This is a genomic window from Pseudomonas sp. GW821-FHT04D07, from assembly GCF_059420225.1.
Window position 1 is genome coordinate 105,083 of record NZ_JBWKTH010000022.1, and the last position, 12,175, is coordinate 117,257.

The window sequence follows — 12,175 nt, forward strand, 5'->3', positions numbered from 1 at the left end:
GGGCAGTTTAGAGGAAGAGACCCGGACCCGGGCGACTTCCTTCGGGAAATCTGACGCCGACTTTGCCGATCTTGTTCCCGTCCATGACCGCGACAGTCCAGAGCGTGTTGTTCCACTCTACCTGGTCGCCGACGATAGGCGCGCCACCGACCTTGTGGGCGATGAAACTGCCCAGCGGGGTATTCGGGTCGACGCCTTCGAGTTTCAGGCCATAGAGCGCCGAGACCGCGCCCAGCTGGGCGTCGCCTTCGAGCACGAAGTCGCCGAAGAAGCGCAGATCGAGCCCGCGTTGCGGTGCCTGGCTGAAGAGTTTACCGAGGGCCGGGAGGTTGTGTTCGTGGCCGATCACGCAGAGCAGATCATCGACTTCCAGGGTGGTACTACCCGACGGATGGAGCAGTTGTTGGTGCCGGAACAGCGCGGCGATACGGGTGCCTTCGGGCATTTTCAGCTCGCGCAGGGCAGCGCCGATGCACCATTTTTCAGCGCCCAGGCGATAAACGAACAGCTCCCATTCGCTGGTGACATGCACTTCCAGGGCGGATCGGGAGATCGGTGCGGGTTCCGGCGGGACCGTGACTTTCAGCAGTTTGGCCACCCACGGCAGGCTGGTGCCTTGCACCAGCAGCGAGACCAGCACGATAAAGAACGCCAGGTTGAAGTACAGCTGCGCATGGGGCAGGCCGGCCATCAGCGGGAACACCGCGAGAATGATCGGCACCGCGCCGCGCAGGCCGACCCAGGAAATAAACGCCTTTTCCCGGCCATGGAAGGCCTTGAATGGCAGCAGGCCGATCAACACCGACAGCGGTCGGGCGAACAGGATCATCCACAGCGCCAGGCCCAGGGCCGGCAGGGCGATGGGCAGCAGGTCATGGGGCGTGACCAGCAGGCCCAGCACCAGGAACATGCCAATCTGCGCCAGCCAGGCCATGCCGTCGAGCATGTGCAGGATGCCGTGGCGACTGCGCACCGGACGGTTGCCGATCACCAGGCCGCACAGGTACACGGCGAGGAAGCCGCTGCTGTGCAGCGCGTTGGCCAGGGCGAAGACCACCAGGCCGCCGCTGATCACCAGGATCGGATACAGGCCGTTGGCCAGGTTGATCCGGTTGACCAGTTGCAGCATCAGCCAGCCGCCGGCCAGGCCGATGATGCCGCCGATGCCGAATTCGCGAAGCAGGTGGCCGAGCAGGCTCCAGTGCAGGCCGGTCTGGCCGCTGGCGAGCATGTCGATCAGGGTCACGGTGAGGAACACCGCCATCGGGTCGTTACTGCCGGACTCGATCTCCAGGCTGGCGGTGACCCGTTCGTTCAGGCCCTTGCCGCCCAACAACGAGAACACCGCGGCGGCGTCCGTGGAACCGACGATGGCGCCGATCAGCAGGCCCTGGATGATGTTCAGGTTGAACAGCCAGGCGGCGGCCATGCCGGTCAGGCCGGTGGTGATCAGCACCCCGACGGTGGCCAGCGACAGTGCCGGCCACAGTGCCACGCGGAAACTCGCGACCCGCGTGCGCAGACCGCCGTCGAGCAGGATCACGGCGAGGGCGAGGTTGCCCACCAGGTAGGCGGTGGGGTAGTTGTCGAAGATGATGCCGCCGCCGTCAACGCCGGCGGTCATGCCCACCGCGAGGATGATCACCAGGATCGGGATACCGAGACGCGAGGACAGCGAGCTCACCAGGATACTTGCGCCTACCAGCAACGCGCCGATCAAGAACAGGCTGTTGATGGTCGTCGCATTCAAAGGCAGTACTCCAGGAAAGCTTGCAAAGGCTGGGCGCAGACTGACCATGCAGTCTGCGTGCCAGCGATTCTAACCTGTTGAAATGTACCGCTGTCAAAAGCTTTAGAACCAGGCGTCCTGCATCGACAGGCAGGTATCGTCGCGTGCTTCGAGAATGGCCAGTTCATGATGGCAGCCGGGGACTTCCCAGGTCAGGAAGTAGCGTGCGGCTTGCAGCTTGCCTTTGTAGAAGGGCAGGTCCGCCGGATTGTCCCTGGCCAGACCTTCCTCGGCGCGCACCGCCTGTTCCAGCCAGCGCCAGCCGATGACCGTATGCCCGAAGGCCTTGAGGTACAGCGCCGAGTTGGCGAGGCTGCTGTTGACCTTGCCTTGGGCCAGGTCGGTCAGCAGGCCCAGGGTCACGCTTTGCAGGCGTGCGACCAGATCCTCCAGCGGTTGGCGCAGGGCATCCAGGGAGGCATAGGCGGCGGCGCGTGTTGCCGTGTCGGCGATCAGTCGGATCAGTTGCTTCAAGCCCGCTCCGTCGTTCTGCGCCAGCTTGCGCCCCAGCAGGTCGAGGGACTGAATGCCGTGGGTGCCTTCGTGAATCGGGTTCAGCCGGTTGTCGCGGTAGTACTGCTCCACCGGGTATTCGCGGGTGTAGCCGTGGCCGCCGAGAATCTGGATCGCCAGTTCGTTGGCCTTCAGGCAGAACTCCGAGGGCCAGGATTTGACGATGGGTGTCAGCAGGTCGAGCAGTTCATGGGCCTGTCGGCGTTCTGTCTCGGAGGTCAGTGTGTTGGTGTCATCGAACAGCCGCGCGGCGTACAGGCCGAGGTCGAAGGCGCCTTCGACATAGGCCTTCTGGGTCAGCAGCATGCGTTTGACGTCGGCGTGCTGGATGATCGAAACCGGCGCGGTAGTCGGGTCCTTGCTGTCGGGCAGGCGGCCCTGCGGGCGTTCCCGGGCGTATTCCAGGGAGTACAGGTAACCGGCATAGCCAAGCATCACCGCGCCCATGCCGACGCCGATCCGTGCTTCGTTCATCATCTGGAACATATAGCTCAGGCCCTGGTGCGGCTTGCCTACCAGATAGCCGACGCAGTTGCCGTTATCACCGAAGTTCAGCGCCGTGGAGGTGGTGCCACGCCAGCCCATCTTGTGGAACAGCCCGGCCAGCAGGACATCGTTGCGCGGGCCGAGGCTGCCGTCGTCGTTGACCAGGAGCTTGGGCACGATAAACAGCGAAATGCCCTTCACCCCGGGTGGTGCGTCTGGCAGCTTGGCCAGGACCATGTGCACGATGTTTTCCGACAGTGGGTGGTCGCCGCCGGAAATGAAGATCTTGTTGCCCTTGAGTCGGTAGCTGCCGTCGGCGGCCGGTTCGGCGCGGGTGCGGATATCGGACAGTGAAGAGCCGGCGTGGGGCTCGGTCAGGGCCATGGTGCCGAAGAAGCGCCCGTCGATCATCGGTTGCAGGAAGCGGCGCTTTTGCTCGTCGCTGCCGAAGCTTTCGATCAGGTTCGCCGCGCCCATGGTCAGGAACGGGTAGGAGGTCGAGGCGGCGTTGGCCGATTGGAAATGGGCGAAACAGGCTTGCGACAGCAGGGTCGGCAGCTGCATGCCGCCATCCTCGAAGCTGCGTGCGGCGTTGAGAAAGCCGGCTTCGAGAAAGGCGTCGACGGCCGGTTTTACTTCCGGGATCAGGATGGCTTCGCCGTTTTCGTAGCGCGGTTCGTTTTCGTCGTTCTTGCGGTTGTGCGGGGCGAAGAACTTTTCGGCGATGCTGCGGGCGGTACCGATGGCTGCGTCGAAGGTTTCCCGGGAATGTTCGGCGAATCGCTCGCGCTGGGTCAGGCCCTCGGCATCGAGGACTTCGTACAGCTCGAAAGCCAGATTGCGGGAACTGAGCAGCATCTCGGACATGGCGGCCTACCTGTGGGGGAGTCGGCCGAGTCTAGGCGGCTGAATAAGCGCTGCCTAGCAAGATTGATGTGGGTGATGGAGGGGCAGAATTCAGGGAGGTGTGGTGTCTGGGCGGGCCTCTTCGCGGGCAAGCTCCGCTCCCACAGGATTTTTGTCGTGCCAGAGAAAGGGATGACTGATCACAAAATCCTGTGAGAGCAAGACTCTGTCGTACCACCGATGAGTGGTCGAGCACTGAACCTGTGGGAGCGGAGCTTGCCCGCGAAGGCCGTTTTCCCGCCGACGAAATCGTCAGGCCTGGCGCCCATTGTGGGGGCCAGGCCTTCCGCTCGCCTTAACCGATGGTCATCAGGCTGGCGTTACCGCCCGCCGCTGCGGTGTTGACGCTCAACGCCCGCTCAATCACCAGACGCTCCAGCGCAATGCCGGTTTCGCCCTGGGACAGTCCATGCACGCCGACAATAGCGCCGCTACGTTGGGCGATTTGCTGGCAGACCCCACGCAACTGGTCGGAATGCCCGTGATGCAGCACTGCGTCGAACAGCACCTCGTCCTTGGTCCAGTCGGCCACACGCTGGATGCGCGCCTGCACCTCTTTTGGCAAGCGCCCGTAGAGCGCCTTGGCCGATTCGCCTTCCAGCCAGACCGCCGAGCCGCCCACGGCCAACACCGCCGCCAGTTGCGTCAACAGGTCGGCTTCGATCTCCGCGAGGCACAGCACATGCTCGCGGGGCAGGATGGCGTAGCTGTTGCGCTCGCCCGTCGGGCCGTTGAGCACCCGGGTAATGCCGCTTTGCGACTGCACCGCGAAGGTCGTGCACAGCGTCCCGAGGTCCGCCAGCTTCTGACCGTCGGCCCAGGCTTGCAGGGCGTTGAGCGGTTTGAGCAGGGCTTCGCGCAGGCGCAGATCCGGTGCGGCCAGGGCGTCGCCGCGAGCGAAGCATTGTTCGATGGCATCCGCCGGCCGGGTCGACAGCAGACGATACAGGTACAGCGGTCCACCGGCTTTCGGCCCGGTCCCCGACAAGCCTTCGCCACCGAACGGTTGCACGCCGACCACGGCGCCGACGATGTTGCGGTTCACATAGACGTTACCGGCGTGAACATTGTCGATCACTTTGGCAATGGTCTCGTCGATGCGGGTGTGCACGCCGAGGGTCAGGCCGTAGCCGGAGGCATTGATCTGCGCGATCAGCTGGTCGATGTCCTTGCGTTTGTAGCGCACCACGTGCAGCACTGGGCCGAAGATCTCCCGCTGCAGTTCGTCGAGGCTTTCCAGTTCGATCAGGGTCGGCATCACGAAGGTGCCGCGCTTGCATTCCTCGCCTTCGGCGATGGCCACCTGATAGACCGTGCGCCCTTTGTCGCGCAGGGCCTGGATATGTTTCTCGATGCCGGCCTTGGCTTCGGCATCGATCACCGGGCCGATATCCACCGACAGGCGTTCCGGGTTGCCCAGGCGGCATTCGGCCATGGCGCCCTTGAGCATTTCGATCACGCGGTCGGCGGAATCTTCCTGCAGGCACAGCACGCGCAGAGCCGAACAACGTTGGCCGGCGCTGTCGAAGGCCGAGGACACGACATCGATCACCACCTGTTCGGTCAGCGCCGAGGAGTCGACGATCATCGCGTTCTGCCCGCCGGTTTCGGCGATCAGCGGAATCGGCCGACCCTGGCTGTCCAGGCGCCCGGCGACATTGCGTTGCAGCAGGCGCGCCACTTCGGTGGAGCCGGTGAACATCACGCCCTTGACCCGATCGTCGCCGACCAGGCGCGCGCCGACGGTTTCACCGCGTCCCGGCAGCAGTTGCACCACGCCTTCGGGAATCCCGGCTTCGAGCAGCAGGCGCACGGCCTGGGCGGCGATCAGCGGGGTCTGTTCGGCGGGCTTGGCGAGTACCGGGTTGCCGGCCGCCAGTGCCGCGGCGACCTGGCCGCTGAAGATTGCCAGTGGGAAGTTCCACGGGCTGATGCAGACCACCGGACCCAGCGGGCGGTGGGCGTCGTTGCTGAAATCGTTGCGCGCCTGCACCGCGTAGTAACGCAGGAAGTCCACGGCCTCACGCACTTCGGCAATGGCATTGGCGAAGGTCTTGCCGGCTTCGCGGACCAGCAGGCCCATCAGCGGCTGGATCTCGCCTTCCATCAGGTCGGCGGCGCGCTCCAGGATTGCCGCGCGTTCGCTCGGCGGAGTGGCCTGCCAGATCGGCGCGGCGTTCAGAGCGCACTGGATCGCGTTGTCGGCGTCTTCGGCGGTGGCTTCCTGGACATAGCCGACCAGGTCGCGATGGTCCGATGGGTTGAGCACCGGCACCGGGGCTTCGGTGCTGGCGACACAACCCAGCAGCGGCACGGCTTTCCAGTCATTGTGGGCGCTCGCCAGCAGGGCGCAGGAAAGCGATGCCAGACGGTGTTCGTTGGCCATGTCGATACCGGCGGAGTTGACCCGGTCACGACCGTAAAGGTCGCGTGGCAGCGGAATCCGTGGGTGTGGCAGACCGAAGCCGCCTTCCAGCGTCGCCATCTGCTCGATGCTGGCCACTGGATCGGCCACCAACTCCTGGATCGAGATGGACTGGTCGGCAATGCGGTTGACGAAGGAGGTGTTGGCGCCGTTTTCCAGCAGGCGCCGGACCAGGTAGGCCAGCAGGGTTTCATGGGTGCCGACCGGGGCGTACACCCGGCACGGACGGTTCAGCTTGCCGTCGGAAACCTTGCCTACTACTTGTTCGTACAACGGTTCGCCCATGCCGTGGAGACACTGGAACTCGTACTGGCCCGGGTAATAGTTCTGCCCGGCGATATGGTAGATGGCCGACAGGGTGTGGGCATTGTGGGTGGCAAACTGTGGGTAGATGACTTCCGGCACCGACAGCAGCTTGCGTGCGCAGGCGATGTAGGAAACGTCGGTGTAGACCTTGCGGGTGTAGACCGGATAGCCCTCCAGGCCTTCGACCTGGGCGCGTTTGATTTCGCTGTCCCAGTACGCGCCCTTGACCAGACGGATCATCAGACGATGCCGGCTGCGGCGGGCCAGGTCGATGACGTAGTCGATGACATACGGGCAGCGTTTCTGGTAGGCCTGGATCACGAAGCCGATGCCGTTCCAGCCGCTCAGTTGGGGTTCGAAGCACAGGCGTTCGAGCAGGTCCAGGGATAGCTCGAGGCGGTCGGCCTCTTCGGCGTCGATGTTCAGGCCGATGTCGTATTGCTTGGCCAGCAGGGTCAGCGCCAGCAGGCGCGGATACAGTTCGTCCATCACCCGTTCGTACTGGGCACGGCTGTAGCGCGGGTGCAGGGCCGAGAGCTTGATGGAGATGCCCGGGCCTTCGTAGATGCCACGACCGTGGGAGGCCTTGCCGATGGCGTGGATGGCCTGCTCGTAGGACGCCAGGTATTTCTGTGCGTCGTGCTCGGTCAGTGCGGCTTCGCCGAGCATGTCGTAGGAATAGCGGAAACCCTTGGCTTCGAAGCGGCTGGCGTTGGCCAGGGCCTCGGCGATGGTTTCGCCGGTGACGAACTGTTCGCCCATCAGGCGCATGGCCATGTCGACGCCCTTGCGGATCATCGGCTCGCCGCTCTTGCCGATGATGCGGCTCAGGGACGAAGTCAGGCCGGTCTCGTTATGGGTGGCGACCAGCTTGCCAGTCAACAGCAGGCCCCAGGTGGCGGCATTGACGAACAGCGACGGGCTGTTGCCCAGGTGCGGTTGCCAGTTGCCGGTGCTGATCTTGTCGCGGATCAGGGCGTCGCGGGTGCCTTTGTCGGGGATGCGCAGCAGGGCTTCGGCCAGGCACATCAGCGCCACGCCTTCCTGGGACGATAGGGAGAATTCCTGTAGCAACCCCTGGACGATGCCCGCACGGCCGCCGGCGCTCTTCTGGTTGCGCAGCTTTTCGGCAATCGAGGCGGCCAGCTTGTGACTGGCTTCGGCCATGGCTGCCGGCAGGCGCGCCTGCTCCAGCAGCATCGGCACCACTTCCGGTTCCGGGCGGCGGTAGGCGGCGGTGATGGCGGCCCGCAACACCGATTGCGGGAGGATGCTTTCGGCGAATTCGAGGAAGCACTGATGGGCGTGGTCGCTCGGGGCTTCGCCGCTGTCTTCGGCGTCGCTACGGGACGAGCCGTTGATTTCACCCAGGGTTGCACCGCTCTCGAGCTTTTCCAGGTAGTTGAAAATGGCCTGCTTGATCAGCCAATGGGGGGTGCGGTCAATCGAGTGGGCCGCGGCCTTCAGGCGCTCGCGGGTCGGGTCGTCGAGTTTGACCCCAAGGGTGGTCGTAGCCATTTTCTTATCCTCATGGTTACCACGATCGCGTGGCATCAGCTGGCGGAAAGAGTAGCGCTGGCTCCGCTTAGGTGCAACCGGGTGCAACCTATTTTTTGCAAGAAAAAACGGCGGTAGATCAGGAATTATTTTCCCGCTTGTGTTTATGGTCTCAAGCCTGGGGGTTTCAGAGTGTCACGAGCATTTCCCGCACTGAAAAGGGGCGGGAAAGCGTCGGAAAATACGCAAAATTCAATAGGTGCAACTTATTTGGGCGGAATGGGTTGCACCTTATTCGGTTTGTTGAATAGCATTCGCCACTGAAGTGCAACCTCCTGCGCGCCGTAGATGGCGGCTGACGATTTCCTGAGGAAATATCGGTCATAAATGCCTGCTGCGCTTAATCGTCTGACAAGCATCATTCTTTGCGTCGGTCGGACCGTCGCTCAATAAAAACAATGCCAGGGATTTTTCAATGAGTGTAAGCAATCCAACCCTGATCACGTTCGTGATCTATATCGCCGCCATGGTGCTGATTGGCCTGATGGCTTATCGCTCGACCAATAACCTCTCCGATTACATTCTCGGCGGCCGCAGCCTCGGCAGCGTGGTGACCGCGTTGTCGGCCGGTGCTTCCGATATGAGCGGCTGGTTGCTGATGGGCTTGCCCGGCGCGATCTACCTGTCGGGTCTGTCGGAAAGCTGGATCGCCATCGGCCTGATCGTCGGGGCTTACCTGAACTGGCTGTTCGTCGCCGGGCGCCTGCGGGTGCAGACCGAGCACAATGGCGATGCGCTGACCCTGCCGGACTATTTCTCCAGTCGCTTCGAGGACCACAGCGGCTTGTTGCGGATCATTGCCGCGGTGGTAATCCTGGTGTTCTTCACCATCTACTGCGCGTCGGGCATTGTCGCCGGTGCACGGCTGTTCGAAAGCACCTTTGGCATGTCCTATGAGACGGCGCTGTGGGCCGGTGCGGCGGCGACCATTGCCTACACCTTTATCGGCGGCTTCCTGGCAGTCAGTTGGACCGACACGGTGCAAGCCACTCTGATGATCTTTGCGCTGCTTCTCACGCCGATCATCGTGCTGCTGGCCACTGGCGGGGTCGACACCACTTTCCTGGCTATCGAAGCCAAGGATCCGGCCAACTTCGATATGCTCAAGGGCACCACCTTCGTCGGTATTCTCTCGCTGATGGGCTGGGGTCTGGGTTACTTCGGCCAGCCGCATATTCTCGCGCGTTTCATGGCGGCGGACTCGGTCAAGTCGATCGCCAAGGCCCGGCGCATCTCCATGACCTGGATGATTCTGTGCCTGGGCGGCACGGTGGCGGTGGGCTTCTTCGGCATCGCCTACTTCTCGGCGCACCCCGAGGTGGCCGGCCCCGTCGGTGAGAACCACGAGCGGGTGTTTATCGAACTGGCGAAGATCCTGTTCAACCCATGGGTTGCCGGGGTGTTGCTGTCGGCGATCCTGGCGGCGGTAATGAGCACCTTGAGCTGCCAGTTGCTGGTCTGCTCCAGTGCCCTGACCGAAGACTTCTACAAGACCTTCCTGCGTAAATCGGCTTCCCAGTTGGAGCTGGTCTGGGTCGGTCGCGCCATGGTGTTGCTGGTGGCACTGGTGGCTATCGCCCTGGCGGCCAATCCGGAAAACCGTGTGTTGGGTCTGGTGAGCTATGCCTGGGCCGGGTTTGGTGCGGCGTTCGGTCCGGTGGTGCTGATCTCGGTGATCTGGAAGGACATGACCCGTAATGGCGCATTGGCCGGGATTCTGGTGGGTGCGATCACGGTGATTGTCTGGAAGCACTTCAGCCTGCTGGGGCTGTACGAAATCATCCCAGGCTTTATCTTTGCCAGCCTGGCGATCTATATCGTCAGTCGGCTGGGCACGCCCTCGGCGTTGATGTTGCAGCGTTTTGACGCGGCGGAGAAACAGTTCCGCCTGGAGCACTGATCGGCAAGGGCTGAGGCCCTGGCCCCGGTTGATCGGAAAGTGGCCCGCCTCCCTGGAGGCGGGCCGTTTTGCTTCAGGCGCGTAGTGCTTGTTGCAGGTCTTCGAGGATGTCCTCGATCGCCTCGATGCCGACGGACAGGCGGATCATTTCCGGCGTCACGCCGGCCTTGGCCTGTTCGGTTTCGTTCATTTGCCGGTGGGTGCCGGCATCGACAATCACTCCGCCCAGGGAGTTGCCGTGGCCGCCGGCGTACTTGGTCACCGAGTGCACGACGATGTCGGCACCGAACTGGATCGGCTTGCACAGGATCGGCGTCGCCACGGTGTTGTCGACCATCAACGGTATGCCGCGGGCGTGGGCAACCTCGGCGAAGCGCTGGAGATCGACGATATTGCCCGCCGGATTGCCGATGCTTTCGCAATAGACCAGCTTGGTGTTCTCGTCGATCAGTTCGGCAATGGCTTGGGCTGAGTCATCGCGGGCGAAGCGCACGTCGACGCCGAAACTCGGTAGATAAAGTCTCGACTCAGTGAAATTCCATTAATGAGCACTGCCAGGCAGGTGCGGTCGCTTAATGGTCTCGTGTGTCTGAGTCGCCAATGACCTTGGGGGCTGCGCCCGCAGTCGGAGCGCAAGCCGGCGCGCCAGTGTCCAATACTGGCGCGTAATCGGCAAGTGATCCCCACTTAAGCCCGCTCGTTGTCCGCCTGATTGACGAAGATCAGCACGCCGAGGAGCGCCATGTAGAACCTGAAGGCCGACTCCTGGCCATTCCAGATCTGCGATTGCCACATCAGGAACCATTCACCGCCCACGACCATGAAGCCGAAGAACCAGACCAGGAAACCCAGGGTTGCGCCACCGACGACCCATTTTTTCGCCTGGGCGAAGGCGGCGGCGTCGCGGTTGCGCGCTCGCCAGAGTGACCACGCGCCGCCGCTCAGCAGCAGTGTGGTCAGGCCTTCGCCGAAGATGATCAGCCAGTAGGCGGCGTGCCAGAGCGCGGGTGTGCTGATTGCGCGGTGCATCGCGGCATTGTCCGGGAAGGTGGTGTCCATGCTCAGCACGTGGCGGACAAAGGTGAAGTTGGAGCCGTAATCGATGACATTGTTGAACGTGACCATGAAGGCGAAAGCGGCGAGGGCCAGGGTGAGGACAATCTTGGCGTAGCGGGCGGTCATGGTTCGGATCCTTCTTTCCGATAGGCGGGAAAACGACCTTATCACTGCCTGGCCCCGAGTATATGTCAGACACTTCCGATGCCGCCGGTGCGCTGCGACCTGACGTACCTTCGGGCACAAGGTAAACTTCGCCTCCTTCGCAGGAGTTGCCATGAACTACCGTCACGCCTTCCACGCCGGCAACCACGCCGACGTCTTGAAACACCTGATCCTCACCCGCCTGATTGCCCTGATGGCGCGCAAGGAGCAGCCGTTCGCCTATCTCGACAGTCACGCCGGCATCGGCCTGTACGACCTCAAGGGCGACCAGGCCAGCCGCACCGGCGAATACCTGGAGGGGATCGCCCGCTTGTGGGGCGAGCAGGAGCTGCCCGCGGTGACCGCCGACTACATGCGGGTGCTGCACGAGATGAACCCGGATGGCGAATTGCGCTACTACCCGGGCTCGCCGGAGCTGGCGCGGCGCCTGACCCGTGAGCGCGAGCGCATTCTGCTCAACGAGAAGCACCCGGAAGACGGCAAGCTGCTCAAGGACAATATGAAGGGCGACCGGCGCGTGGCGGTGCACCTGGGCGAAGGCTGGCATGTGGCGCGGGCGTTGCTGCCGGTGGCGGAGAAGCGCGCGGTGCTGCTGATCGATCCGCCGTTCGAACAGTTGGATGAAATGCAGCGCTGTGCGGCATCGCTCAAGGAAGCCATCGGGCGTATGCGCCAGACGGTGGCGGCGATCTGGTATCCGATCAAGGATCAGCGTGCGCTGAAGCGTTTCTATCAGGACCTGGCTGGCAGCGGCGCGCCGAAGTTGCTGCGGGTGGAGTTGCTGGTGCATCCGCTGGACACGCCGGCGAGCCTGAACGGTTCGGGCCTGGCAATTGCCAATCCGCCATGGGGGCTGGAGGAGGAACTGCGGGAATTGTTGCCGTGGCTGGCGCAGAAGCTGGGTCAGACCCAGGGCGACTGGCGGATGGATTGGTTGATTGCCGAGTAACTCGGACTTTGGCTTTCTCCCGGTATCGTGGGCGAGTCCATACATAGGAGCAGGGCTTGTGTGGGAGCGGAGCTTGCCCGCGAAGAGGCCCGCGAGAGCGCTAAAAGCTTCGCGGGCAAGCTC

General features: G+C 63.1%; 6 protein-coding genes and 1 pseudogene. 2 read left to right on the plus strand and 5 right to left on the minus strand.

Going from position 1 to position 12,175, the window contains the following annotated elements; translation table 11 throughout:
- Positions 1-7 precede the first annotated feature (7 nt).
- The 3 genes from AC07T0_RS22895 to putA form a co-directional block, all read right to left on the minus strand.
- Positions 8-1,750 (minus strand): potassium/proton antiporter, encoded by a 1,743-nt coding sequence (locus AC07T0_RS22895; RefSeq protein ID WP_495003326.1) that lies wholly within the window; start codon positions 1,748-1,750, stop codon positions 8-10.
- A 102-nt stretch (positions 1,751-1,852) separates the two neighbouring features.
- Complete coding sequence (locus tag AC07T0_RS22900) at positions 1,853-3,655, minus strand: acyl-CoA dehydrogenase (RefSeq protein WP_495003327.1); 1,803 nt, start codon at positions 3,653-3,655, stop codon at positions 1,853-1,855.
- A 334-nt stretch (positions 3,656-3,989) separates the two neighbouring features.
- On the minus strand, positions 3,990-7,943 hold the full coding sequence (putA, locus tag AC07T0_RS22905) for a trifunctional transcriptional regulator/proline dehydrogenase/L-glutamate gamma-semialdehyde dehydrogenase (protein ID WP_495003328.1): 3,954 nt from the start codon (positions 7,941-7,943) through the stop codon (positions 3,990-3,992).
- A gap of 454 nt (positions 7,944-8,397) precedes the next feature.
- Between putA and putP the strand changes: the two genes are divergently transcribed.
- Positions 8,398-9,882: a sodium/proline symporter PutP gene (gene putP, locus AC07T0_RS22910; RefSeq protein WP_495003329.1), complete on the plus strand. Its 1,485-nt coding sequence runs from the start codon at positions 8,398-8,400 to the stop codon at positions 9,880-9,882.
- Between the two features lie 73 nt (positions 9,883-9,955).
- Here the strand turns inward: putP and AC07T0_RS22915 are convergent.
- Positions 9,956-10,396, minus strand: a pseudogene (locus AC07T0_RS22915) (aminotransferase class V-fold PLP-dependent enzyme); the annotation flags it as partial.
- Positions 10,397-10,569: 173 nt separating this feature from the next.
- Positions 10,570-11,064 carry a DUF2165 family protein gene (locus AC07T0_RS22920; protein ID WP_495003330.1) on the minus strand — a complete coding sequence of 165 codons (495 nt, stop codon included), beginning with the start codon at positions 11,062-11,064 and terminating at the stop codon, positions 10,570-10,572.
- 151 nt (positions 11,065-11,215) lie between these two features.
- On the opposite strand from AC07T0_RS22920, the gene AC07T0_RS22925 reads away from it, so the two are divergent.
- Entirely contained in the window at positions 11,216-12,052 is an 837-nt protein-coding gene (locus AC07T0_RS22925; RefSeq protein ID WP_191489846.1) for a 23S rRNA (adenine(2030)-N(6))-methyltransferase RlmJ, read from the plus strand.
- The last annotated feature ends 123 nt before the right edge of the window (positions 12,053-12,175 follow it).

What these genes read in the sequence shown, in the direction of transcription:
- putP (WP_495003329.1), top strand. Translation starts at nt 8,398, where the DNA reads ATGAGTGTAAGCAATCCAACCCTGATCACGTTCGTGATCTATATCGCC.
- AC07T0_RS22925 (WP_191489846.1), top strand. Translation starts at nt 11,216, where the DNA reads ATGAACTACCGTCACGCCTTCCACGCCGGCAACCACGCCGACGTCTTG.
- AC07T0_RS22900 (WP_495003327.1), bottom strand. Translation starts at nt 3,655, where the DNA reads ATGTCCGAGATGCTGCTCAGTTCCCGCAATCTGGCTTTCGAGCTGTAC.
- putA (WP_495003328.1), bottom strand. Translation starts at nt 7,943, where the DNA reads ATGGCTACGACCACCCTTGGGGTCAAACTCGACGACCCGACCCGCGAG.
- AC07T0_RS22920 (WP_495003330.1), bottom strand. Translation starts at nt 11,064, where the DNA reads ATGACCGCCCGCTACGCCAAGATTGTCCTCACCCTGGCCCTCGCCGCT.